We start from the raw sequence: 25,830 nt of genomic DNA, 5'->3' as shown, positions 1-25,830 counted from the left end.
GCAAGTAACTCCATGCAATGAATCCCCAAATTCTTGTATCGCTTCCTGGAAGATCCCTGGTTCCTCAAAATGACAAAACTGTATGCTATTTTCCGTTTTTAACAAATAGCAAGGCTCTGTCCAAGACTTCATCTTTACCTTGCTGAGCACCTACAATGGTTGGTTTCACTTCAATATTAGGAACAATACCAATGCGCTGTGTTTCTTTTTTATTTGGATAAAAAACTCCCGCCGATGTAAAAGACGATTCAAAACCTTTAATAATGTTGAAAGAATAATTTGGTCCATCGGCACCTGATGTCTGACTCCCAATGACAGTAGCATTTGGTGCTGTTTGAAGACTCATGGCTGTTTGTTCACCAAAACTGTGAGTTCCAGGCCCCACCAAAACAACTACTTTACCTTTGTAATAATCAGGATTGATTTTACCACATTCTTGCATTTCATTATTGAAATAATAACGGCCAGGATAAGTCAAATCCGGATAAAGCAATCTCAATATTGGTTTAGGTTCCGGATTTAAATATTCGTTAGCCAAAAAATCGGTATTGGTTGGTCTGTTTCTTATATCAAAAATAATGGCCTGCGTATTTTTTAATTTTTCCATCATTTCCGGCACTTCTTCTTTTGGCACTTTATTCATTTTTATGTAACCAATATTATTCTCCAGAATTTCCCATTTTTTTGCCGAAGCTTTTGGGGGAGATCTTTTAATTTTTTCATTTGGATAACGGTGTACTATTTTTTTTGAAGTGATATTATCTCTAATAAATTCAATCTCTAAAGTATCTTCATTTCCTGTAAACATTACAAAACCTCCATTTAATATCGCTACAGGTTTATTAGAACCCTGCATATATTTTAAAACTTCTTTTAGTTTTTGTTCAACAGTTACACCATCAACTTTCGTGATAATATCTCCTGTTTTTAAATCATCAATCTTTCCTAAAGAATCGTTTGATATACTAGTAATTACGGCTTTATTGTCTATAAATTTGGCTCCGAAAACGGTGTACTTCTCTCCGCCTAAATATTTCATCATTTCCGTATTAAAAGTCGCTGCATGAGTATCGTTCAGTTTTATTGATATTTCACGCATCGCCAGTAAAAATTCCTTTTCAGAAGCAGGAGTTGCAATAGCCGGCAAAATTTCGACCAGAGCCTCATCCCATTTCTGATCCATTACATATTTATATGGGAAAAAATATTCTGTATAATTCCAAAAACGGAATAATGCCAATAAACGCAAATTTTTATCAGTCCATTGAAATTCAGCATAAACAGGTTCATTTACAAACTGAAGCGCCACTTTTTCACCATTACGATTTACATAATGATTTGCACCCTGAAATCTATTCTCTGTAATAAATTTAAGTTTCTTAGACAGACTTTTTGAAAATAACTTGTCTTTTTGCGTCCATTCTAAATCTAGATTTTTATTAAAATAATCTTTTTTAGGATCGTCTGCCAAAGGTTTATTTGCCGCTACAACTCCTAATTCATCGATCCATTTTTCGATTACTGCTGAATATTCCGCTTTGGTTTGTGCTTTGTCAATTTTAGGCAAAATATCAAAAAGCTGCTGATCCCAATTCAATTCTCCATTAGCCACTTTTGGATGATAATATTTTAAGAATCCCCAAACTTTACAGGTTGCGGCAAGTTTTTCCGTTTCTGTAATTTTGGCTTGTCCAAAGGTAATTTGAGCAAGAACCAAGAGAAAAAAGAGGGCACTTTTTTTCATTTAATGAAGGTTACAATTATAGTTTTGGGTTGAAATTAAAATCGAAAGTAATTATTAAAATCCAAATTTACTTACGGTTTTACGTAAAGTAAAAAAAGGTTAAACCGCAAGGTTCGCAAAGAGTTTACGCTATGAATGCAAAGAAATTAAAAACTTTGCGAATCTTTACGTAAACTCTTTGCGAACCTTGCGGTTAAAAATCTTCGTGTATCTCTGTGAAACACCCCTAATCTAAAGCATCTAAAAGCTCCTGAACTTCATCATAATCTTCATAATCCTGAGAAATAGTTTGCAGGATTTGCTTGCATCCTTTGTAATCTTTCTGTTTTAATTTCATTATTGCTAAATTCCAAAGTGACTTGTCTTTATAAACAGGGCTTGATGCTTTTAGTTCATTAAAAACTGCTTCTGCTTTTTGGTATTCACTGGTTTCCATCAAAGAAACTCCATAATAATATTGAACTTCTGGTGTTTTGTTGTCTTTTAAAGCCATTTCAAAAAACAGAATCGCATCTTTAAATTTTCGGCTATTAAACGCTTTTTCGGCTTGTAAGAGATGCATATCCGTAGTGCTTCTTTCCGTAAAATGAGCTTGTCCGGGATGATTGTAATCATTAAAAGACGGATTTTGATTGTAGTCAAAGAAGAACAGTCCAAATAAAATAACAACAGAGGCTGCCGCCGCTAAATACCACGGACGCATCAGTACTACTTTTGGTTTTTCTTTATTGAAATGCTTTTCTGCAATCTGATCCAGATTTTCCTTAAACGCTTCTCTTTCGGCTTCAAATCCAAATTTATTTTGCAATTGAAGCTCTACTGCTTTGAAAGTCTCGAACTCTGATGCAAATTCCGAATCTTCGGCTAATTGTTTTTCAAAATTAGTTTTTTCGGCAGCAGTCATTTCGCTTTGAAGATATTGATCAAATAATATATAGCGTTCTTCGTTCATGACTAATTGTTTTTTAGAGAATTAAAATTTTTGGCTTCCTGAATCCACTGCGTTAATTGACCAACGCACAACGATTTCTTTTTACGCACATAACCATACGTTACGTTGAGTTTTTCAGCAACTTCTTCCATCGATTTAATTGAAAAACTTAGTTTTAAAAGCTCCTGACATTTGTTCCCCAATTTCTGAAACATGGTGTCAAAAAGCTGTTGTTTTTCGTCAAATTCTTCTGTTTGTCCAATTAATTCGAGTGCAGATTCATTCATAGATACTATGTCTTCATGAATTGTTACCCCTTTATTAGATGTTTTTTTAAACTCATTCAACCATTTCCTTTTGCACAATAAAAAGAAGTAGGCATCAAACGGACAGGTCAGTTTTAAGGTATTGGCTTTCGCCTGATTAAAAAGCAAAATCATCACTTCCTGAACAATATCCTGTGCCTGTTCTTTATCGCCTGAATTGTTCATGACGAAAAAAACTACTTTGGGTACGAACTTTTTATAAATAGACTGAATGATTCCCGAGTCATTTGCAGCAAGCCCTTCAATATACATTTGGTCAGGATGAATTTTATTATTGCCCATAAAAAAACTTTTTGATAGCTAATTTAGAAAAAGAAACTGGAATAATTCTCATTTCTTGGGGTAACAATTACAAAATCAAGTTGATATAGAACTACAATTATCTTTTAAATCAAAAAAACAAGAGAAATGGAAACGTATCAATTTACCAATGAAAAAAATCTGGCTACATTTTACGAAATGATTTCGGCCAAAAAACGAAATGGTTTTGTAATTGTCGAACACAATGAAAAACTGCCTTATGTGGTTTTATCCAAAGAAAAAAAAGCCATCAAACATTCTCTTCACCTCTTTCTGACTTGTCTCACATTCGGACTTTGGTCAATTGTCTGGCTGTATTTAATAATTGCGCTTTCGCGGAAGAAAAACATATTGGTCGCCGTTGACGAAGACGGAAATCTCTTTGAAGACAAATGCCTCTCCGCATAAATCAAAAAAATAAAAATCAGGGGTAACAATACGAAACCCGAATTGATATAAGAATATAAAATTAAAATTAGCAACCAGAATCTGAAAACCACCTGAGACGAATCAGGACAGATTTATAAAAACCAGAAATCATGAACACAAAATTTAAAACTATCAGTCTATTATTTTTATTAGTGATCACTTTAGTAAGTTGTGACACCAACAGCGACGGCAATGATATTATTATTTCTCCACCAACTTCAGCAGCTTTTAAAGGAATAACTGAAAAAGGAATCAAAAGAAATACGCAAAATTTCACCATCACAGCCGGATCGGGTGCGGTAACTTTTACATCAGCTAAAGGGGTAAAAGTAAACATCAACGGAAACTGTTTAACTAAAAACGGAAATCCGGTAACGGGAACAGTCGATATCGAATACATCGAACTTTTTGACAAAGGAAATATGTTGGTAACCAACAAACCAACAATGGGAATTACGGCTGACGGAAAGAAAACTCTATTGATTTCAGGAGGAGAAATCTTCATCAAAGCCACTCAGGGTGGTGTAGAGCTTAAAAACTCCTGTACAATGAATATGCTGATTCCGACGGCTTTAACAGCTGGTCTTGACAATGCCATGACGCTATGGACCGGGGTAATCGACGAAAAAGGAGAATTAGCCTGGAGAGATGCCAATAAACCAAATGCTGATGGAACTGGCGGAAAAGGTGGCGTTCAGGGCGAAGGAAACAATTATTATGTAACTTTCGGAAACTTTGGATGGACAAATGTGGATCGTTTTTATAGTGATCCAAGACCTAAAACAACGCTTCTTGTAGATGCTCCTGATGGTTATGACAACACAAACAGCGCCGTTTATTTATCTTATGATGGTGAAGGAAAAAATGCATTGGCTAAATTAGATACTTACACAACCGCAGGATTATTCAGCGAGCATTACGGTCAAATTCCGATTGGTTTAAAATGCCACGTGATTTTTGCCACTGAAGATAATGGAAACTGGCGTTACGCAATCAAAGCAGTAACCGTTGCAGCAAATGACGTTTATACCTTTACTCTTGCAGAAGCTGTTATTGGAACAGAGGCCCAACTGGTAGCCGCAATCAATGCTATTCAGTAACTTACAAAATACTTTTAAGAAAAAGTGGTGATTTGCTCATCACTTTTTTTTACATTTAATCCAGTTTTAAAATTAATTCTGATGATTTTAAAGCTAAAAAACTACTAGCTATGAAACCACTCTTGTCTATTTTCTTTATGCTATTTTCTGTTCTCTCAATAGGACAAACCAAAGTAAAAGACACCATAACCCGAAGAGCCAATATTGGTTTTATTCAAAACGGAAATGCCGTTACTTTTAAGCCCGAAACACCACCTTTGATTCCGATTGCGGGTGCACCAAAACCAAGTTATTCGTATTTATGGGAACTTGGCGACGGCCATTACAGCAAAGAAGCAGAACCAAAACATGTCTATAAAAACAAGAGAACATACACCACCCGAGTGGCTGTAACCAACAACTACGACAACGGGAAACCACCGGCAACACGACCAAAAAAGGTAGCAATTAACGATATTACGGATACCAATTATAAGGACATTGCCTCAATAGAAGACCAAAACGGATTTGCGATGATCAAAAACTGTGATCCTATTCCGGAGCAGGAAATGGTAGTTGTAGTAGGTTATCAAAATCTGGAGAATTATGTGGCGAGCGGAAAGCTCTATTTGTTTTATAATGAAAAGCAATTCAAAAACAATAATTTCGAATTAATCGATTTTAGAACCTATGCCAACGAACGCGAAGTAAAAGAAAACACTGTTGCTTCGGTTGATGATCTTGATGATTCTAAAAATTATCTGGCTTCTGCCGAAAATACAATCAAACTCAAAAAATACCGAAATACAACTACAGAAGAAGATTTGGATGCTTCGTTGTTAGAAGCTAATAAATTATATCATAATGTTAATGTTTTAGAATTTGACGATGCTAATCCGGGAGAAACGCACAATGTTTTTTACACGTTTAAAACAACTCCGGAAATGATAAAAGATACCAGTGCAACAGTTACGATGCGTGGAATTTTTGTACCCAATCGAAGTTATAAAAACCATAAAATAAAAAACCTCGAAATGGAAATAGTAACTTCTCACGACCCAAACAAAATGGGATCTAACGGAAGTTTTATGAATTACAGATTGGTGCGTTTTAAAAGAGTGAATTTTAAAACCCGTTTTCAAAATAATGGCGAAGGTCCGGCGAGAATGATTCGTTTAGAAACGGATGTACCAGATATGTTTGATAAAAAGACTTTTCAGATTGAAGACATGTATCCAAAATGCCCGATTTGTCCAAAAGGCGAAGAACCAACCGTGAGCTGCCTGGATACCATAATTAAACAAAAACAGATTTTTTTCACTTTTAAAAACATTTATTTGCCCGGAAGCGAGCAGAAAAATGTACATGAAAAAGATTCTACCAAAGGATTTGTAAAATATTCGATGAAGTTTGCAGAGGATTTTCATAAAGTAAAAACCCGAAGCCGAACTGCGATTATATTTGATAAAAATGAACCTATAATTACCAATTACGCCACGACCCGATTCCTGCCCGGAATTTCTATTGGTGCCAAAGCCGGTTATAATTTGTATCCTGATTTAGAAAAATCGACGAGTTATTTTGTCGGCGCCACGATTTCGCCTTTTAAATCGTATCGTTTTTACTGGCAAGCAGAATGGGTTAATGCTTTGAATAAATATGACAGCGCAATTAAGGTTGAAGATGTATTCAATACTAACGCAAACGGAGTACGACAATTGGTGCGTACAACGACTGAAACGGAGAACAAAAATGTCAATTGGGAAGTTCCGCTTTTGATTCGATATAACCTTAATAATTATATTGGAGTTGGTGCCGGAATTCAGGCCAACATTAATGTCTCTGAAGAGCAAAACCAAAATATAAAAGTCGAAACTTTTGAAGGCGATAAGGCGAATTTTCTAATCAGTACGACTACAACAACTAATACAGTGAAAAATTCTTTTACGGATGTAAAAACCGGTCTTTTATTTGATTTTACAGCGGGTTTCGCGAGAATTGGTCCGAGTTTGGGAGCACGTTATGTAATCAACTTTGAGCAGAATTTTAATTATTTCCAGTTTTACGGGATTTGGAAGTTTTAAGAGTTGTACCACAGAGATTCACAGAGAATTTAAAATAACTTTGTGAATCTCTGTGAAAAACTTTGCGAATCTCTGTGAAACAAAAAATTTATGACAAAACTATATTGCTATATTTTCATCTTCTTTACTCTGATTTTATTCGGACAGAAACCTCTTTCTCAAGAAGATAAAATATATACTGCAATTGATGTTTTTGTCGCTCATCCTTCCGCGAAAGCGTTACAAAATTTATCCAAAACGGAAGCTGATTTCTGGAAAAATTCTCAACCAAAAACTCCCGATGAATTCCTGGCAATTGTGGTTTTAAATTGCAACAAAGCGTATTATGAAAATCAATTCGGACAAACGGAAAAAGCAATTTCGAGTTACGAAAAAGCCTGGCAAATTTATCAGAAAAAGAAGTTATCCAATTATGATATTATTGAATTTTGTCTGAAACCTTTGGGTAATTTATATACTGTTTTAGGCGATTATGACAGTGCCGAAAACACTATTAAACAATATTTTTTCATTGTCAATACGACCAAAAATTATCCTGATGCACAGCAACAAAAATTTGCTGCAATTCTGAATTTGTCAAATGTTTACCAGAGTTCGGGCAAGATTACTTTCGCCATTGAGTTATTAGAAAATACTTTGAAAACGGAGAAATTATCGAATGTTCAAAAGGGAATTTTACTTAACAATCTCGGAAATAACTATCTGTTAAGTTCCGGAATACATCTAATGCCCCCAGAAGTTTACGATAAGGCCGATAATGCTTTTAAGTCGGCGGTAAATTATCTCAAAAATGAGAAAGAACAATCAGAAGCTTTATCTAATTCTTATCGAAATTTGGCAGCACTGCATCGTCAAAGATATCCGCCTGAAGTTGCCATTTCTTATTTCGAAAAAGCAGAAAAAATCTTTTTTGCATTACCGAATCAGCAACCCAGAAAAATTGCCAAACTGTATTATGAAAAAGCTTTATTACTTTTTGATGAAAGAAAATTTGATGAAAGCACAAAACAGATTTCGGCAATTTTTAAACTTTTAATCCCGAATTATAACTCCAAAAATATTCTTCCAAATCAAAATCAATTATATGCTGAAACAGTTTTAATAGATGCGCTCGATTTGCAGGCAGAAATTTTATTACTCAACCAACCTAAAAAAGCATTAAAAACCTTTGAACTTTCTTTCTACATTGAAGATTTATTGATGAATTCATTGTTATATGAAAACTCAAAAATTATTACCCAAATCAGAAATCGTAATCGAACTGAAAAATGTATTTCTATTTATGAAAGTATGTATCAGGCAGAAGGTAAAACTCAATATTTAGAAAAAGCTTTTCAATTATCAGAAAAAACAAAATCGGGGATTTTGCAAGGTTATCGATCGAATATTAAAAATGCTTCAGCCGCAGAAAAACAACTTTTACAACAACTTCAAAACTTAAATAATAAGATTCTAAAAGAACAACAAAAAGGAAACTCGGCTAATATTTCAAATATTAATTCGGCTATAAAAAAGCAAAATGAACTGATGCTTTCACTAAAAGAAATCCAATCTAAAAACCTGAATTCTATTCCTGAAAAAATGGATTTAAAACCACTTTTTTCAAAATTAGAAAATGAAAAAGCGATAATGATTTATTATTTTATGGGTGATGAAAAATTGTATTATTTCACTTTACAGCATAGTAGAATTTCATTAAATCGAGTTCCTATTGGAGATGGAAAAATGTTTAATATTATTCATTTCATAGATTATTTTAATGATGCAAGTTCAATTACAAATGACATTTCAGGCTACAATCAATCTGCAAAAGCTGCTTACGACTTATTAAGATTACCAACTAATCTTGTTTATCAAAACCTCATTATTGTTCCGGACGGAATTTTAAACTTTCTTCCTTTTGAGGCTTTAATAACGCAGGAATCAAACACAACAAATTTTGCTAAAATGCATTATTTACTAAACGATTTCAAGATTGGGTATACTATTTCGGCGAATTTTTATTTGAATTCAAAAGCAATTTCAAAAACGGAGAAAACAGTTTTGGGTGTTTTTCCCATATTCGAAAAAACGGCTTTTGAATTGAGCTATTCGAAGAAAGAGTTAGAAGCCATTCGAACTAATTTTAAAGGAAAATATTTAGAAAATTTAGAAGCCAGTTTCTCCAATTTCAAAAATAATGCTTCTAATTATTCGATTTTGCATTTGAGTACACATGCTTCTTCCGGCGATATTGAAACTCCGGCAAGCATTAAATTCTCTGATCAGGAAATATTGTATTCTGAATTGTATAACCTTAACATCAATCCTGATTTAGTGGTTTTAAGCGCCTGTGAAACCGGAATTGGAAAACTATATAAAGCGGAAGGTGCGATGAGTGTGGCCCGGGGTTTTCAGTTTGCAGGTGCACAGAATTTGTTGTTTTCTTTATGGAAAGTAAACGATTATACAACATCCGTTTTTATGGCTGATTTTTACAAAAATGTCAAAAATGCTGTTCCTTATTTTGAAGCTAATAGTAATGCAAAAATTGCTTTTTTGAATGACAAATCGATTCCAAATGTAAAGAAATCTCCCTATTATTGGAGTTCGTTTGTGTATTACGGTTCAATCTCACAGGAGGAAAAAGCATCAAATTATATCTATTACATCATTAGTATATTGATTATAATTGGTTTATTTTTGATTTTCAATCACTATCGAAAATGGAAAATCTTCACGTGGCTCTCAAGAAAGAGAATTATAAAAAAATAAAATTTAAAGTCACCAGAACACAGCATCTTTTGATAAAAGCTAAAATTAATGGTATTTTGGGAAATTTTATTCTTGATACTGGAGCTTCCAATACCTGCATAGGTTTTGAAAGTGTTGAACTTTTTAGTATCACAGCAAAAAAATCAAAAACCAAAGCTTCAGGAGCTGGCGGAACCGGCATGAGAACGCAAATTTCGGCCAGTAATCTTTTGCAAATCGGAAGCTGGAAAAACTCCGATTTCAGTTTGGTCATTTTTGATCTTTCGCATGTCAATGAAGCTTTAGAAGCCTATAAAACAAAAGCAGTTCAGGGCATTATTGGTGCCGATGTTTTATTGGAAGGTAAAGCTATTATTGATTATTACAATCATTATTTGTACCTAAAATTATAAATTTCAATTCTCGAAATTCCAAAACTTTAAAGTTCAGGATTTACTGTTTAAAGAAAATTTTAATTGCACTTAGATTTGCAAGAAAATTATTGTTTATACAATTGTAGAATAGCTTTTTGTATATATTTGTTAAGTCCATTTTAACAAATCTAATACTATGAAAAAAACTCTACTTTGTTTTCTTTTCTTGTTTACTACTGTTTTTTATGCCCAGGTTAGTGATATTGTACATTGTCCAGGAGACAACAATTTTGATTTAGCCAAACAAAAACCTCTTTTGATTGGAAATTTGAATCCGGATGAGACAACCGTAAGTTTTCACTTAAGCCTTACTGCCGCACTCAATAATACAAATCCAATTGCAAATCCTTCCAATTACAATGCAGCTGTAGGTGCTACAACCATCTACGTCAGAATTGACAATAATGAGAATATAACCACCAATTCTTTTAATATAAAAGTTGTTGCCGCTTTAAATATAACAGCAACCCATACCGCTATTTTATGTGCTGGCGACAAGTCATCATTGACCGTAACTGCTACTGGTGGAGTTGGTCCATATTATTATGCTTTAAATGCCGGTTCTTTCTCAAGCAGTCCTGTTTTTACTAATTTATCTGCCGGAGTTTATAGTATACAGGTATTAGATACGGGTACAAGCTGCCCGACTACAGCTAACTATACCATAACGGCACCAATTGCTGTAACTGCAACTTCCAGGGTTTTAGACCAAAATACAATCCTGATTACTGCTGCAGGAGGAACGGCTCCTTACCAATATTCTTTAGATGGATTGACTTATCAGGCAGCGAATTATTTCACAAATTTTATTCCCGGAAATTATGATGTAAGAATAAAAGACGTTCAGGGCTGTGTAGCAGTGGTAAAAGCAACTGTAGCTCCTTTTTTGAATGCTGCAGTAGCTATCAGAGAATTAGATTGCACAGGTAACGGTAATAATGCCCAGCTAAATATTACTGCTTTTGGCGGACAAGCTCCATATTTATATTCAGTAGATAACGGTTATACTTATCAAACATTTAATATTTTTAATAATCTAAGTGCCGGTACTTATTCTGTTACGGTAAAAGACGCTTTAAATTCGGTGACTAATCCAAATTTAATAACCATAGCTCAACCGGTTGCTGTAAATGGAGTTGCACTCGTTACCAATGCCACAAGTTGCACAGGTGCATCGATGATGGTACATGCAACGTCTGGACAGTCTCCGTTTTACTATTCTATTGATAATGGACAAACTTTTACCAATAGCAATATTTTTAATAATTTGACTCCAGGCAATTACACTTTTTTAATAAAGGATAGTAAAGGCTGTGTTTCTCCTCCGTTATTTAATATGGTGCAGCAACCTCCTGCTCCACTACTTGCAACAGCTTCAAGCACACCATTAGTTTGTGCTAAAGACAAAACGATACTAACAATTAATGCAACAGGAGGACAAAGTCCCTATCAATACGCTATAAACAATGGTGGTTTCACAGCTGCCAATACTTATAATGTTGCTGGAGGAACTTACTTTATCACCGTAAAAGATGCAGTTGGTTGTATTGTTTCAATTGAACATATTATTGCACAGCCAACACCAATATATCCTGATATTGTTATTGAGGGTCAAACTCTAACTCTTAATGGTCAGGCGGGAACAGCACCTTATCAATATTCAGTAGATTTAGCAGCTTATCAGACTGAAAATGTGTTTACAAACTTAAGTGCCGGAAATCATATTGTACATGTGAAGGATTCAAAAGGATGTGAGTCTTATGATTTTATTGTTACTATTGAGAATCCAAGTCCTGTAACTTTTACATATTCCACTATTAAACAGGCAGATTGTAGTGGTAAGACACAAATAATTCTTGCCGCTGCAGGCGGGCAAGGTCCATATTATTATTCCCTTTCCTATTCAATGAGTGGAACATCATATCAATCCGGGAATATTTTTAGTAAAGTACCTCCTGGTACTTATTATCTAACTGTAAAAGATGCATTAAATTCTGTTTCAAGTACAAGTCAAATAATTATAAGTCCACCTGTTGCCGTAACCGCAACAGCAACAAGTACACCAATACTATGTGCCGGCGAAACGGCTTCGTTAACTGTTACTGCTTTAAGTGGAGAAGCTCCCTTTGAGTATTCTATAAATGGCGGTACCTACACAAACGTCAATACTTTTACAAAATTAAAAGCCGGAAATTATATTATTACAGTTAAAGATAGCAACAGCTGTTTAGTATCGCTATCTCACACTATAGTAGAACCGGAAATTCTATTTGGAGACTTGCTTGTTGAAGGCTCAACTGTTTCTGTCATTGATGTGAAAGGAGGAACTGGCTCTTATCAATATGCTATTGGTACAGGTGATTTTCAAGCCAATAATGTTTTTACAAATTTAGCACCTGGCTATTATCAAATAAGATTAAAGGATTCAACTAATTGTGAGCCTGTTCGTTTTGAGGCTAGAGTTGCAGCTCCCTTAACTTCTGTATCAACTGTTACTAAACAATTGGATTGTGTTAGTAATGCCGAAATAACTGTTAATGCTAAAGGAGGATATGATCCTTATCAATACTCTATAAATGACGGATTGACCTATCAAAGTACTCCTAGTTTTACCAATATTCCTGCCGGAACATATAGTGTAAAAGTAAAGGATGCCGCAGATAATATCTCAAATTCAAATGAAATCTTAATCAACGCACTTGTCCCGGTAATTGCAACTGCAACTTCAACACCTCTGGATTGTACCAATTATAATGCAACAATAACAATTAATGCTACTGGTGGTCAGCCCCCATATCAATATTCAGTAAATAATGAGGCTTATACCAGCACGATTACTTATACTACTGTCAGTCCCGGAACGTACACTATTTCGGTAAGAGATGCTAATTTCTGCGTTAACAAGTTCGTACATGTTATAGCGCCGCTGGAAAACATTCTTGGTACAATAAATATTGAAGGGCAAACGGCAACTGTCGTGAGTGTTAGTGGAGGAAGTGGGTTTTATCTTTATTCTTTAGATGAAGGAAGTGTTCAAACTAGCCCTGTTTTTACAAATGTAACACCTGGACACCATCTTATAAAAATAAAAGATTCAACAGGTTGCGAATCTCCTTATCCAATAAGCTTTTCAATCGAACAGCCAAATTCATTAACTTCTACAGTAGCTATTACAAAAACAATAGATTGTACAAGTAATGCTTCAATTGCTATTACTGCAGCTGGAGGTCAGATACCCTATACCTATTCTATAGATGGGGGGATAACTTATCAAAGTACTAATACTTTTACCAATATCCCTGGAGGAACTTATACTGTCACTGTCAAGGATGCTAATAATGACACCAAAACAAGTAGTTTTATAATCCCTCCTTATTCTTCTTCTTTAACAGTTTCTGGTAGTTACAAAAATGTAAGTTGTAACGGGTCTAATGACGGATCTGCAGAAATAATTGCATCAGGCGGAAAAGCTCCTTATTTGTATTCAATAAATAATAGTGTTTATACTTCGAGTGCAACTTTTAGTTCTTTAGCTGCCGGAGATTACACCTTAAATGTAATAGATGCTGCCGGCTGTCCTGCTACCTCACTTATGAGAATAACCCAACCTGATCCAATCTTTGTAACTTCTTCTGTTAAAAATACAACCGCCAGTAACAATGATGGAGAAATAACGGTTATTGCCACAGGCGGAGCTGGTTCTTATACTTATGCTATTACAGACAATTTTGGATTGCCAACTGGTCCTTTCCAAATATCAAATGTTTTTAAAGGTCTAAAAGTTGGATCATATGGTGTTCAGGTAAAAGATACGAACGGTTGTGCCTACTCAAAGGCAAATATCACGATAGCTAGTAATCCTAATCCTCTTTTAGTAACTTTTGCTACAACGCCGGCAACATGTGTAAATCCTGTTGGAACAGTAACTGTTACTGCATCTGGAGGCACAGCTCCTTATAACTATTCACTAAATGGTGGTAGTTATGCTTCTTTAAACGTTTTTAATTTGGCACCAGGTACTTATACAATAACTGTCCGCGATGCCGGCAATAATCTAAGCTCCATTGTTGCCGATGTAACTCAGGTAAGCGTACCTTCTATAACCGCAGCAGTTACCTCAAATATACTTTGTAAAGGTGATAATACAGGAAGTGTAACAGCAGTGGCTATTGGAGGAAAAGCTCCTTATAGTTATTCTATAAATGGTGTTACTTTTAGTCCTGCAAATACCTTTACTAATTTACGCATTGGTACATTTACTATTACCGTGAGAGATGCCAATAGCTGTCTTGCCACAACAATGATTACTTTAACCGAACCATCTGAAGCATTGTCGGCAACTGCTTTTCCTGCTAATGATCAGTCTATAATTGTGAATGCAAAAGGCGGAACTGGACCTTATCAATATTTTTTACAGGATAAAGGCGGAGTTGTAGTTGCAGGCCCACAAGACAATGGAGTATTTACCAGACTACCTTTAGGGCTTTACGGTGCACAAGTCACAGATGCAAACGGATGTGGTTATATTATGTCAGGAATTAACGTCATACCGTCACCTCCACTTTCTGCCACGGCCGATGTTCTTGCTGCAACTTGCGCCAATTCCGGAACTATAACCGTGAACGCCACAGGAGGTTTTCAGCCTTATTATTACTCCTTTGATAATGGTGTAACCTACACAAATTCAAATGTGTATTCCACCTTTTTACCTGGAAATTATACTATCAAGGTCCGTGATTATAAAAACACCATAGTTTCTCTTACCGCCGCAATTAGCCAGATAAATGCTCCCGCAATTACGGCAACAGCTACTAACATTAAGTGTAAAGGAGGAGCAAGCGGTTCGATTACAGCTACTATATCTGGTGGCCAGGCTCCTTATACATATTCTCTCAACAATGGTGTTTTTACTACTAATAGCGGTAATAGTATTAGTTTTTATAATTTACAAGCTGGTGTTTATAGTATAACAGTAAAAGACGCTAAAGGATGTCTGACAACCAATCAAATTGTTATTACAGAACCTGCATCCCCATTAATTTCAGGTATAACTGTTCAAAATCAAACCATTACTATTGAGCCATCCGGAGGAGCTGGTGGCTACAAATTTGCCCTATCTCCAAACCTAGATAAGTTTTCAACAAATAATGTTTTCTCGCAATTAAATCCCGGTCCTTATACTGTTATTACTTCCGATTTAAATGGATGCAGCGCCACAATAAATGTTTTGGTTGATCCGCCTTCGCCAGTAATAAATGGCTTAAACAAGTTCGAAATCGAATTAAAACCAGGGCTGACTTTAGCTGATATAGTTGTTAATGGACAAAACATCAGATGGTATATGAATTTAAACATCACGGACGGAAGCACAAGTAAAACAAAAGAAACTCCTCTGCCTTTATCAACAGTTTTGGTTGACGGAACAACTTATTACGCTTCTCAAACCATAAACGGAATTGAGAGCAAAGAACGTCTTGCAGTAACTGTAAAATTGAATGGAGCGCTTTCTACACCAGATTTTGTACTTCCAAATTTCACATTTTATCCAAATCCTGTGCTTCATACTCTTACTATAAGCAATACGGCTGTAATTGATGAAATCGAAATATATTCGGTGTCAGGAACAACTGTTTTATCTAAAAAAGTAGACAATGATTACTCTGAAATTGATTTGTCAAATGTTGCTTCAGGAATGTATTTCTTAAAAGTAAAATCAGAAGGCAAAACAAAAACAGTCAAAATTGTGAAGAAATAGAGGGGTTTAAATTCCAATAAATAAATTCCAAATTCCAACTTAGGAACTTCAGCTAAATGAAAATCCCAAATTCCTTAATCGGAATTTGGGATTTTATTTAAAGGAAAAACCTAAAGAAAAAACAACCAAAATTGTGAAGAAATAAAGGGGTTTAAATTCTAATAAATAAATTCCAAATTAGGAACTTCAGTCAAATAAAAAATCCCAAACTCCTTAATTGGAATTTGGGTTTTTTTATTTTTTTAAACTCCACCAATGAATTGGAATTTGGAGTTTAAATATTGTAATTTCTTAATGCGTATGTTTAGGATTAAAACCGTCTTCGCTTAATTCTTTATGCTCATAATCAGCAACCATTTCAGCTTCGTAATCGATTTTTTCTCCTTTAGAGAATTTATGAATAATTTTCTCCATGATATTATAAATAACCGGAACTACGATCAAGGTTAGGAATAAAGAAGAAATTAATCCTCCGATAATTACCCAAGCCAATCCGTTTTTCCATTCTGCTCCTGCTCCAGATGCTAATGCAATTGGGAACATACCAAATACCATCGCAATTGTAGTCATCAAAATCGGACGTAAACGAGCGTGATTTGCCTGAATTAATGCCGTTCTGATTGATTCTCCAGCTGCTCTTCTTTGGTTGGTGTAATCGACAAGCATGATCGCATTCTTACACACCAGACCAATCAACATAATGATACCCAAAATCGTAAAGATGTTTAATGAGTTATTGGTCAAAGCCAATGCCAACATCGCACCAATAAACGAAAGCGGAATAGCAAATAATACCACAAACGGGTGTACGAAACTATCGTAAAGTCCAACCATTACAAGGTAAACTAAAATAATAGCGGCCAATAAAGCGATTCCTAAAGTACCAAATCCTTCAGATTGGTTTTCCTGATCTCCACCCCAGATATAATTTACTCCGGCTGGTTTTTTCAGTTTGTCTAATTTAACCTGCCATTGTTGTACAATTGTTCCTGAAGGAACACCAACGTTTTGTCCTTTAACCGTTACCGACGCCGATTTATCTCTACGCTCTAACTGGCTAGGTCCTGAACCTTCTGTAATGGTTGCAAATTGAGATAATTTAATTTGTTGACCAGCAGCATTGATAAAAATCAAATTACTAACGTCAGTAATACTTTTTCTGTCGAACGCATTGTATCTAATATCGATATCGTACTCATATTCTCCAGCTCTGTATTTACCATCTGTATTTCCGCTAAAAGCCGTTTGCATCGTTAAACCAACTGTTTGAAGTGTTAATCCTAAAGCAGCCATTTTATCACGATCTACTTTTACATTTACTTCAGGGTTTCCATCTTCAACTGTCAATTTGATCTCTGTTGTTCCGGGAATTGTACGTAATTCAGCTTCCGCTAGTTTAGCATATGCCATAGCCGCTTCTGTTGAAGGACCCGTTACAATTAATCCTAAAGTTGCATCTTCAGCAGTTCCTAAAATACCAACCGGAACCGTTTTAACTTTTGCTCCAACTAATACTTTTTCTAATTTACGTTTAATTTTTGCAGCGTAAACGTTTGCATTATCAGTACGATCTTTTTGTTCGATCATTTTTACGTCAATCTCTGCTTTGTAAGCTGTAGCTTGCGATGCTCCAAAACCTTCAGAAGTTTGTCCTACTGTTGTAATTTGACTGTGAACATATTCCTGAGCTTTCAAATAAGCTTCTGCTTTTTGCGTCATAAAGTTCGTTTGTTCTAACGACGCATCTTTTGGCATTTCGATTTGAACCAAGAACTCTCCACTATCAGAAGAAGCGAAAAACTCTCCTCCAATGAAACCTGCCGGAATTAATGCAATAGAACTAAAGAATAACAGCACTACAACTAAAATTGTTTTAACATAATGATCTAAACACCATGTTAATAATTCAGAAATCCATTCCGTAAAGCGTGTTAAATAACTTTCGAAACCAAGAATGATTCTTCCAAATAAATTCTTTCCTTCAATATGTTCTAATTTACCATAACGAGATGATAACCATGGAATAATGGTAAATGAAGCTAAAAGTGAAAGTAACGTTGATATAATTACGGTAACACAAAATTGTGTAATAATATTAGAAACCAAACCAGAACTCATCGCAATAGGCAAGAACACCACCACAATTACCAACGTAATCGACGTTACCGTTCCACCAATTTCGGCAGTACCGTCATAAGAGGCGCGAATTCGGCTTTTACCCATTTCCATGTGTCTGTAAATATTCTCGAGGACTACAATCGCATCATCGACCAGAATACCTACCACAAGAGACAATCCTAGTAAACTCATTAAGTTTAAAGTATATCCCATTAAATAAATACCAATAAAAGTGGCAATCAAAGATGCTGGAATCGAAACCATTACGATTAATGAGTTTCTAATACTGTGCAGGAAGAACAACATTACAAACGCTACCAGAACAACCGCAATCAATAAATCGTGTACAACAGAATCTGCTGCTTCAAGAGTAAAGATTGTACTGTCTTTTGCAACTTCTAATTTTAAGTGACTTTTTTCATAATCTTTTTCAAGAATAGCAATTGTTTTCAATAACTGCTCACTTACCGCTACTGCATTTGCATCAGATTGTTTTACGATTTGCAAAACAATAGCACTTTTTTGATCTACACGAGATATTTTTTCTGCAATTTTCTGAGTATCCTGAACATCTGCAATATCACTTAAACGAACCTGAATTCCGTTTTGAGATGAAACTACAAGGTTTCTTAATTCTTCAACGCTTTTGTATTTACCCGCTAAACGAATTAATATTTTTTGGTTACGGGTCTGAATATTTCCGGTTGGGAAATCTAAGTTCGAAGTCAAAATATTTTGTTGAACCTGCGGAATAGATAATCCGTAACCCTGCATTTTCAAAGCGTCAAGATTTACCTGAATCTCACGTTCTTCACCACCAATAATATTAACCTGTGCCACACCTTGTACACGAGATAAAATAGGAGCAATTTTTTTGTCAATTAAGTCATAAAATGCTGCTTCGTCCATTTTTCCGTTGGCACCAAGTGTCATGATTGGTAAATCACTCAGCGAGAATTTTGTTAATGCCGGCGTCTTCACATCATCTGGTAAATCACTGATGATCGCATTAATTTTACGCTGTGCATCATTTAAGGAGAAATCGACTTTGGCGTTTGATGTCAATGTGATCGAAACAATAGATAAACTCTCGTATGATTTTGAGTCGATTTTCTTGACATTCTCTAAAGAAGCAATCGCATCTTCAATTTTCTTAGTTACGGTATTTTCTACCTCACTTGGAGAAGCTCCAGGATAAATAGTAGAAATTGTAATAACGTTTTGTTCAAATTTCGGGATCAGCTCATAGCCTAACTGGCTGTAACTGAACAATCCACCAAGTGTTAGAATTGTAAACAATACAATTACCAACGACGGACGTTTTATGGATATTTCGGCTAATTTCATATATATTTTTTAAATTTTATTAAGTCCTTAGTTTTTAGTCCTTAGTCCTAGAAGCTATTTAGTGTGACTAATTCTAAGGACTAAGTACTTTGTACTAATTACTTTTACTTAATAATTTCTACTGTATTACCGTCTTGCAAGTTGATTTGACCTGTCGTAATTACAACTTCTCCGTCAGATAATCCATTGATGATTTCTACCTGATCTCCTAAAATTCTTCCAGCAGTTACTTTTTTCAATTTTGCTTTACCATTTTCAACCACGAATATTTCGTTGCTGCTTACACTTCCTACGAAAGCATTTCTAGGCACAACCATCAAATGTTGTTTTTGTTGGTTTGATGCAAAATTTGCAGTTCCGTACATACCCGCTTTTAAGTCGTTGTTTACGTTGTTTGTGATTTCAATCTCAACAGGAAAGTTTAAAGATTCATCCGCTTTAGCAGCAATAAAAGTGATTTTTCCAGAGAAAGTTTTATCAGGATAAACACTAGCCGTTACATTGATAGTGTTTCCAACTTTCAAACTTGCAACTTGATTTTCGTTTACTGTAACTACTAATTTTAATTTAGAAACGTTAACGATATCAAACAGTGCAGTTGCCGGCATACCTGTTAAGATAGATCCTGGCTCAATGTATTTTTTATTAATAAATCCGTTGATTGGGGCTTTTACTCTTGTATCTCCAACATTAATATTTGCCTGAGTTAAGCTAGATTGAGCATTTGTTAAAGCCAGTTTTGCCTGATCTAGTTGTTGTTTTGTAACACCCCCTGTTTTAAAAGCATTTTCGTAACGAGCATAATCTGATTTTGCATTTGCGTAAACAGCTTGTGCTTGTTGTGCATTTACATTGATTACATCTCCACGAACTGTCAATAAAGTCTGACCTACTTTTACGTAATCTCCTTCTTTTGCCAAAACGCTGATTACTTTTCCTGATTTTTCAGCAGAGAAAGTCAATTGTTGGATGGGTTGAAAGTTTCCGTTTGCAACGAAATCTAATGAAATTTCTTCTGTTTTTACAGGAGTTACTTTTACTGAAACAGCAGCATTTTTCTCAGCAACAATATCTGTTTTTGCCTTATTCTCCTTCTTATTATTATTTAGGACATATCCAATCACCCCTAAAGCTGCGATTATGATTACGATTGTTATAATAGTTTTCTTCATTGTAATTAGTTATTTAATAAGAGTTTTTAGTTCGCCTTTTGATTTGATTAGTGTTATCTCAGCAATTTTGTAATTTAAAACTGCTCTTGTAAAATTATTTTGAGCTTCAAGAGATTCGTTTTCAGCATCCAGTAAATCGGTTAATGATGCTAATCCCTGAAGGTAATTGTTTTTTGTATCGCTTAAAATCTCTTTAGCCAAACGCATGTTTTCCTTTTGATTATTAATCGTAATAAGATTGTTCTCAATTTGAGCCATTGCGTTTCTGTAATCTAAATCAAGTGAAAGTTTGGTGTCTTTAATATCTTCCTGAAGCGATCTGATTTCAACATCTGCCTGTCTTACTTTGGCACGGGTTCCAAAACCTGTAAAGATTGGTACATGTAAATTCAATCCAATTGCAGAATAATCAGACCAATACACACCATCTCTTGGTTTTCCAAAAAGAGGCATTTCAGGACCTTGTCCTATATAATTGTAACCTGCAACTAAGTTTAAAGTTGGGTAATACAGTGCTTCAGTAGCTTTCTTATTAAACACTAATAATTCTTCCTGTTTTTTCAAAAGCAGATATTCTGTTCTGTTTTCAACATTCGGAACTTCTGTCAAAGCAGCCGGAACTACTTCAAATTCTTCTTTTGGAATCTCGATTTGAGCTTCAATAGGCATTCCCATATAAAACTTCAAAGCATTTTCCTGTAAAGTAATCTGATTTTTAATTTGTTGACGCTCTGTATCAATATTTGACATTTTTACGATAATACGGTCTAAGTCAATTTTTTTAGCCAGACCATTATCAAACTGTCCTTGTACGATATCACGAACTTTAGTAGTATTAACGTAGTTACTATCTAATAAAATTAATCTTTCACGTTGTACGTAAACACCATAATAATTATTTGCAACCCTTTCAATAACCTGCTCTTCTGTCAACTGATCGTTTATTTGATAAAATTCACGAGTCGATTTAGCAGCTCTCAAACCTGTAAAAACAGATTGATCAAACAAAGCCTGACTCAAAGAGATTCCTGCTCCCGAAGTCCATTTTTGACCAAAAGTAGCCTGAATAGAAGTTCCTGGCTGACCAAAAGATCCTCCATCGATTACACTTGTTTGTAGAATTGGATTATAGGTTAAACTTGCGTTACCTGAGATTTGCGGTAAAGCTCTTGAGCGAATTTCCTGAATTTGATACTCACTATTTTCAACCTGTAGTTTAGATTTTTTAGCATCCGCTTTGTTTTGCAACGCGTAGGTAAGAGCCTCTTTTAGGGTTAGGGTTTTGACTTGTGCGTTGGCAGTCAAGCCAATTGAACACAAAAATATAAGAATTATTCGTTTCATATAGATTGATTAATTAAGTACTAATTTTTTTAAGTTGTTTTTCTAATTCGCTTATTCCCTTTTCTGTTGCCATAGCTCTTGTATGATATTCCAAAGCTTCTAATTCTATTTTTTGTGCTTCTCTTTCTGAGACAGTAGTGGCATTAATATGAAAAATTAAAGTGTAATAAAATTTTACATAAAGATCAATGTTCAAATCTGCTCTGTACAAATTTTCACTTATTCCTTTTAAGATATTATCTTTAAAATAATGATTACACTGATCTATTTCATGCGTCATTACATTTTGATAAATTTCCGGATAATGTTTCTTTAATTGATAAAGAGGAGAAGTATCGCCCGCATTTTTAAACATATCCCGAAACATTTCACGAATTTCAAAGTTCTCATGAATGGCATTATAATTTTTTGCAACTATAGTATCAATAACCTCATGAACTTGTTTGTGAACCATTGAAGTACTCTCTTCAATCAGCACTTCTTTATTACAGAAATATTTGTAAATCGTTTTTTTCGAAATACACATTTCGCCTGCAATATCATCCATCGTAACACTTTTAAAACCGAGTTTTAAAAATAATTCACTCGCTTTTGATATGATTTTCTCTTTCATTTTAATTTCAAATTGCATTACAAATATAATTAGGAAACTAAAACTTAAAAAATAGTTTCCATTATATTTGTAATAATTTTACATTAAGTTATTCATTATGTAAGATTTATATGCTAAATTCAAGATTCGCGATAAGTTTGATATCTTTTCCTAATGCCAAACCACCGTTGAAATTAAATGCATTATAATCTAAACCAAAATCCTGACGTTTAATATCTCCCTTAATTTCAAAAGCAACTTTTTTCTGCCCGTTATAAGAATTGACCCCAATAAATTCTGCATCAAGTTCTACAACTCGGGTAACATCCTTTATAGTTAAATCTCCTTTGAAAAAATTGATATTATCATTGATTTTCTGAAATGAGGTCGATTTAAAACTGATAATTGGATGCTCATTTACATTGAATAAATCATTCAGTTGCATGTGAGAATCGACGTGCTGAAAACTGTCATTTTTATTATTAATATCTAATGAAAACTCAACCGAAGCATCTTCAATTTCATTGTCTTCGATGTTTACGTAACCATCAAATTTATTTGTCGTTCCTCCCATGTATGCAATAATCGAATGTCTCATTTTAATTAAAACATCTGATTGACTAGAATCTAAGGTCCATGTTGTTTTCATAAATACTTGGTTTTGTTTAGTTTAAAATTCATCTAAACTTCCTTTGGAAACTTTTACAGTGTTCAGCGTTTCCAAATAAGAGTGCAAATATAAACAGGAAACTCTAAACACCAAATAAGTTTCCGTGTTTTTTTTAAAAAAAAATTAACACCTTAAAAATCAGTCGAATTCGGTTTCATTTTAAATCTGTTTTGCATTTAAATTTTAGCGAAGAATAATTCATATTTGAATTGTATCTTTGGGCCTCGATAATCAGATTTTCATTTTATGCACGATATAAGTCAGTACCAGGAATTTTTCATTAGTTATTTAGAAAACCAAAGCATAGACAAAGAACCCAAAAATCTTTACGAACCTATTTCCTATATTTTAGGGCTTGGAGGAAAAAGAATGCGTCCCGTACTAACTTTAATGGCTGCAGAAGTTTTTGATGCCGATTATAAAATAGCACTTCCGGCTGCAATGGCGGTTGAAGTTTTCCATAACTTTTCATTGGTTCATGATGATATTATGGATGACGCTCCTTTACGAAGAGGGCAAGTAACCGTTCATGAAAAATGGAATATCAATACCGGAATTCTTTCTGGCGATGCCATGCTAATTCTCGCTTATCAGTATTTTGAGCAATACGAACCAACTGTTTTTAGGGATTTAGCAAAATTATTCAGCAAAACGGCTCTTGAAGTTTGCGAAGGACAACAATGGGATGTTGATTTTGAAGAAAGAAGCAACGTTACCATTCCGGAATACCTGAAAATGATTGAATACAAAACAGCCGTTTTAGTTGCTGCAGCTATGAAAATGGGTGCGATTGTAGCTAAAACTTCTGAAAAAGAAGCCGATTTAATTTATGATTTCGGACTTAATCTTGGATTGGCATTTCAATTACAAGACGATTATTTAGATGCTTTTGGAGATCCGGAAACGTTTGGAAAACAAGTTGGAGGCGATATTATTGAAAACAAAAAAACCTACTTATATTTAAAAGCTATTGAATTTTCATCTGAAGAAAAAGCAACAGAATTACAACAATTATTCGGATTGCAGTTAGAAGATAATTCAGAAAAAATAGAAACTGCTAAAGCGATTTTTAATAAATCAGGAGCTTCAAAAGCGACTCAGGAAGCTATAGAAATGTACACTTTTAAAGCTTTTGAAACTTTAGAAAAAATGAACATCAATGCCGAAAAGAAAGATATTCTGAGAACTTTCGGTGAAAATTTAATGGGAAGAAAGGTTTAGTTTTCAGTCGCAATTTTCAGTTTTCAACAAAAAATCTACAATCATAAATCAGCAATCTAAAATCTAAAATTAAATATGTTTGTAGCACCAATAAATACCGAATCCTTATTAGCAGAAGCTCAGGCAGCCACTTTATATCTCAACCTGGTTGAACAAATTAACAAGGATTTTAATTTGGCCAATGAAGGAATCGATTTTCCGCTAAGTATTTCACCAGATGAATTAAAGATTCAGCTACACGAAAAAATCTACAGAATGATTCAGTACAAATTTGCTGAATATTTGAATCTTCTTTATATTATTGATGTTTCTGAAATTGAAATAAAAAAACTAGATGGTTCAGATTTAGTAATTCTTTCCGAACAGGTTTCGTTTTTGATTTTAAAAAGAGAATGGCAGAAGGTTTGGTTTCGAAAGAATTTTAGGTAGAAGGTTCTAAGGTTTTTAGATTATTTTTCTACACTTGTTTCCCAGCCATCATAATCCCCGTTATATTCGAGTGCTTTTTCCCATAAATAAATAACGTATTCATTTACACTACTTTCATCAACTTTATCAACCCTCTTAATTTGTAATTGATATGGAAATTTATCATCAATTTTATTAGAGCTTACCAGCAGAAATCTTTGCTTTTGAACCTCTTTTAGATAACTGTTTTTTTCATTTTCATTTTTGAAATAAATCCAATGAAAAACTTCTCTTGAAACAATAAGATTATCACCTTCGTTCCTTAAAGAATTAATTACTTTTAAATTTGCATTTATTTGCGCTTGTTTTTTATTCTCAAAATCTTTTGTTTCTTTCTGTTGGCACGAAGAAACTCCAAATAGAACTCCGAAAAATAGAGTAAAATATTTTCGCATTAAAAATTATAATTTTCTTGTTTTAAAAACCTTAGAATCTTAGCTCCTCAGAACCTTAGCCCCTTTTTCAGAAATAAACTCTCACAAAAGGCATAAATCCTGATCCATACAGACTTTTATTTGGATCGTACAAAACATCGTAGCGTGCACCAATCGTTACACTACCGGTTCTGTAACCTGCTCCAAGATATAGGGCGGTATTCCAATAAGCATCGGAATAACCGGGGTGATAATAATTTTCTTCATAGTCTGTATCGACCCTAACCTGCTCCAATTCTGCAGATAACTGCAATTGGGGAATCGGATTTACCAGCGTAATAAAGCTTCCTCCGTAAACAAAAGATTCGTAATAATTTTTTTGATATAAATAGCCAAACTGCAAACCAACTCCCATCGCCACCACTTCATTAATATTATAAATAGCACTTGGCATTACTGAAATATTAGTGTATCCAGATCCAAATCCAAGACCTAATCCACCTCCAAACTGAACTTTATCCCAAAAGTGATTGCTGTTATCAATAACATAGTTTTGCTGGGCACTTGCATAACTAGAAAAAAAGACTGTCATAATCACAAAAAAAGATTTGAAAACGATTGAAATTTGATTTTTCTTCATAGTTAGATCTATTTTTAACAAATTTTTACGTAAAAGTACGTAAAAAAAAGATTTAAATAAATGCGATTG

General features: G+C 34.3%; 18 protein-coding genes. 8 read left to right on the top strand and 10 right to left on the bottom strand.

Annotated elements, in window-relative coordinates:
- Window positions 1–85: 85 nt before the first annotated feature.
- From B0A65_RS14465 to B0A65_RS14455, 3 genes are all read right to left on the bottom strand, one after another.
- Entirely contained in the window at window positions 86–1,744 is a 1,659-nt protein-coding gene (locus B0A65_RS14465) for a S41 family peptidase (protein WP_074662641.1), read from the bottom strand.
- Window positions 1,745–1,970: 226 nt separating this feature from the next.
- Window positions 1,971–2,696: a tetratricopeptide repeat protein gene (locus B0A65_RS14460; RefSeq protein WP_074662638.1), complete on the bottom strand. Its 726-nt coding sequence runs from the start codon at window positions 2,694–2,696 to the stop codon at window positions 1,971–1,973.
- 2 nt (window positions 2,697–2,698) lie between these two features.
- The gene (locus tag B0A65_RS14455) at window positions 2,699–3,283 is read right to left on the bottom strand and encodes an RNA polymerase sigma factor (RefSeq protein WP_074662634.1); all 585 of its coding nucleotides are present in this window, start codon (window positions 3,281–3,283) and stop codon (window positions 2,699–2,701) included.
- Between the two features lie 126 nt (window positions 3,284–3,409).
- On the opposite strand from B0A65_RS14455, the gene B0A65_RS14450 reads away from it, so the two are divergent.
- The 6 genes from B0A65_RS14450 to B0A65_RS14425 all read left to right on the top strand — a co-directional run bounded on the left by B0A65_RS14450 (window position 3,410) and on the right by B0A65_RS14425 (window position 15,815).
- Window positions 3,410–3,709 (top strand): hypothetical protein, encoded by a 300-nt coding sequence (locus B0A65_RS14450; protein WP_074662632.1) that lies wholly within the window; start codon window positions 3,410–3,412, stop codon window positions 3,707–3,709.
- 131 nt (window positions 3,710–3,840) lie between these two features.
- Window positions 3,841–4,830: a hypothetical protein gene (locus tag B0A65_RS14445; RefSeq protein ID WP_074662630.1), complete on the top strand. Its 990-nt coding sequence runs from the start codon at window positions 3,841–3,843 to the stop codon at window positions 4,828–4,830.
- A gap of 110 nt (window positions 4,831–4,940) precedes the next feature.
- Window positions 4,941–6,893, top strand: coding sequence for a DUF7849 domain-containing protein (locus tag B0A65_RS14440; protein WP_074662627.1), 1,953 nt, complete (start codon window positions 4,941–4,943; stop codon window positions 6,891–6,893).
- 90 nt (window positions 6,894–6,983) lie between these two features.
- Window positions 6,984–9,647, top strand: a complete 2,664-nt coding sequence (locus B0A65_RS14435; protein ID WP_074662624.1) for a CHAT domain-containing protein — start codon at window positions 6,984–6,986, stop codon at window positions 9,645–9,647.
- A complete protein-coding gene (locus tag B0A65_RS14430) occupies window positions 9,599–10,039 on the top strand; it encodes a retropepsin-like aspartic protease (protein ID WP_074662621.1) in 441 nt (146 codons plus the stop codon). The genes B0A65_RS14435 and B0A65_RS14430 overlap by 49 nt, the downstream gene beginning before the upstream one ends.
- A 157-nt stretch (window positions 10,040–10,196) precedes the next feature.
- On the top strand, window positions 10,197–15,815 hold the full coding sequence (locus B0A65_RS14425) for a T9SS type A sorting domain-containing protein (protein ID WP_074662618.1): 5,619 nt from the start codon (window positions 10,197–10,199) through the stop codon (window positions 15,813–15,815).
- A gap of 291 nt (window positions 15,816–16,106) precedes the next feature.
- Here the strand turns inward: B0A65_RS14425 and B0A65_RS14420 are convergent, their stop codons facing one another.
- The 5 genes from B0A65_RS14420 to B0A65_RS14400 all read right to left on the bottom strand — a co-directional run bounded on the left by B0A65_RS14420 (window position 16,107) and on the right by B0A65_RS14400 (window position 23,037).
- Window positions 16,107–19,280 (bottom strand): efflux RND transporter permease subunit, encoded by a 3,174-nt coding sequence (locus B0A65_RS14420; RefSeq protein WP_074662615.1) that lies wholly within the window; start codon window positions 19,278–19,280, stop codon window positions 16,107–16,109.
- Between the two features lie 104 nt (window positions 19,281–19,384).
- Window positions 19,385–20,452 carry an efflux RND transporter periplasmic adaptor subunit gene (locus B0A65_RS14415; RefSeq protein ID WP_074662613.1) on the bottom strand — a complete coding sequence of 356 codons (1,068 nt, stop codon included), beginning with the start codon at window positions 20,450–20,452 and terminating at the stop codon, window positions 19,385–19,387.
- A gap of 9 nt (window positions 20,453–20,461) precedes the next feature.
- Window positions 20,462–21,796, bottom strand: a complete 1,335-nt coding sequence (locus tag B0A65_RS14410) for a TolC family protein (RefSeq protein WP_074662611.1) — start codon at window positions 21,794–21,796, stop codon at window positions 20,462–20,464.
- Between the two features lie 13 nt (window positions 21,797–21,809).
- Window positions 21,810–22,409, bottom strand: coding sequence for a TetR/AcrR family transcriptional regulator (locus B0A65_RS14405; RefSeq protein WP_074662832.1), 600 nt, complete (start codon window positions 22,407–22,409; stop codon window positions 21,810–21,812).
- A 106-nt stretch (window positions 22,410–22,515) separates the two neighbouring features.
- The gene (locus B0A65_RS14400) at window positions 22,516–23,037 is read right to left on the bottom strand and encodes a YceI family protein (RefSeq protein ID WP_074662608.1); all 522 of its coding nucleotides are present in this window, start codon (window positions 23,035–23,037) and stop codon (window positions 22,516–22,518) included.
- Window positions 23,038–23,304: 267 nt separating this feature from the next.
- Here B0A65_RS14400 and B0A65_RS14395 point away from each other — a divergent pair, with 267 nt between their 5' ends.
- Window positions 23,305–24,279: a polyprenyl synthetase family protein gene (locus B0A65_RS14395; RefSeq protein ID WP_074662605.1), complete on the top strand. Its 975-nt coding sequence runs from the start codon at window positions 23,305–23,307 to the stop codon at window positions 24,277–24,279.
- A 75-nt stretch (window positions 24,280–24,354) separates the two neighbouring features.
- Entirely contained in the window at window positions 24,355–24,708 is a 354-nt protein-coding gene (locus B0A65_RS14390) for a hypothetical protein (RefSeq protein ID WP_074662602.1), read from the top strand.
- A 20-nt stretch (window positions 24,709–24,728) separates the two neighbouring features.
- Here the strand turns inward: B0A65_RS14390 and B0A65_RS14385 are convergent, their stop codons facing one another.
- Together B0A65_RS14385 and B0A65_RS14380 are read right to left on the bottom strand one after the other, a co-directional pair.
- Window positions 24,729–25,142, bottom strand: coding sequence for a ribonuclease E inhibitor RraB (locus B0A65_RS14385; RefSeq protein ID WP_074662599.1), 414 nt, complete (start codon window positions 25,140–25,142; stop codon window positions 24,729–24,731).
- Between the two features lie 67 nt (window positions 25,143–25,209).
- Window positions 25,210–25,761 (bottom strand): hypothetical protein, encoded by a 552-nt coding sequence (locus B0A65_RS14380; RefSeq protein WP_074662829.1) that lies wholly within the window; start codon window positions 25,759–25,761, stop codon window positions 25,210–25,212.
- Window positions 25,762–25,830: the final 69 nt, after the last annotated feature.

The sequence above is a fragment of the Flavobacterium frigidimaris genome (genome assembly GCF_002217275.1).
Taxonomy (GTDB): Bacteria; Bacteroidota; Bacteroidia; order Flavobacteriales; family Flavobacteriaceae; genus Flavobacterium; species Flavobacterium aquidurense.
This window is presented reverse-complemented; position numbering and strand designations above follow the sequence as displayed.

Coding starts and splice junctions, on each gene's coding strand:
- B0A65_RS14465 (WP_074662641.1), bottom strand. CDS start 1,744: ATGAAAAAAAGTGCCCTCTTTTTTCTCTTGGTTCTTGCTCAAATTACC.
- B0A65_RS14460 (WP_074662638.1), bottom strand. CDS start 2,696: ATGAACGAAGAACGCTATATATTATTTGATCAATATCTTCAAAGCGAA.
- B0A65_RS14455 (WP_074662634.1), bottom strand. CDS start 3,283: ATGGGCAATAATAAAATTCATCCTGACCAAATGTATATTGAAGGGCTT.
- B0A65_RS14450 (WP_074662632.1), top strand. CDS start 3,410: ATGGAAACGTATCAATTTACCAATGAAAAAAATCTGGCTACATTTTAC.
- B0A65_RS14445 (WP_074662630.1), top strand. CDS start 3,841: ATGAACACAAAATTTAAAACTATCAGTCTATTATTTTTATTAGTGATC.
- B0A65_RS14440 (WP_074662627.1), top strand. CDS start 4,941: ATGAAACCACTCTTGTCTATTTTCTTTATGCTATTTTCTGTTCTCTCA.
- B0A65_RS14435 (WP_074662624.1), top strand. CDS start 6,984: ATGACAAAACTATATTGCTATATTTTCATCTTCTTTACTCTGATTTTA.
- B0A65_RS14430 (WP_074662621.1), top strand. CDS start 9,599: ATGGAAAATCTTCACGTGGCTCTCAAGAAAGAGAATTATAAAAAAATA.
- B0A65_RS14425 (WP_074662618.1), top strand. CDS start 10,197: ATGAAAAAAACTCTACTTTGTTTTCTTTTCTTGTTTACTACTGTTTTT.
- B0A65_RS14420 (WP_074662615.1), bottom strand. CDS start 19,280: ATGAAATTAGCCGAAATATCCATAAAACGTCCGTCGTTGGTAATTGTA.
- B0A65_RS14415 (WP_074662613.1), bottom strand. CDS start 20,452: ATGAAGAAAACTATTATAACAATCGTAATCATAATCGCAGCTTTAGGG.
- B0A65_RS14410 (WP_074662611.1), bottom strand. CDS start 21,796: ATGAAACGAATAATTCTTATATTTTTGTGTTCAATTGGCTTGACTGCC.
- B0A65_RS14405 (WP_074662832.1), bottom strand. CDS start 22,409: ATGAAAGAGAAAATCATATCAAAAGCGAGTGAATTATTTTTAAAACTC.
- B0A65_RS14400 (WP_074662608.1), bottom strand. CDS start 23,037: ATGAAAACAACATGGACCTTAGATTCTAGTCAATCAGATGTTTTAATT.
- B0A65_RS14395 (WP_074662605.1), top strand. CDS start 23,305: ATGCACGATATAAGTCAGTACCAGGAATTTTTCATTAGTTATTTAGAA.
- B0A65_RS14390 (WP_074662602.1), top strand. CDS start 24,355: ATGTTTGTAGCACCAATAAATACCGAATCCTTATTAGCAGAAGCTCAG.
- B0A65_RS14385 (WP_074662599.1), bottom strand. CDS start 25,142: ATGCGAAAATATTTTACTCTATTTTTCGGAGTTCTATTTGGAGTTTCT.
- B0A65_RS14380 (WP_074662829.1), bottom strand. CDS start 25,761: ATGAAGAAAAATCAAATTTCAATCGTTTTCAAATCTTTTTTTGTGATT.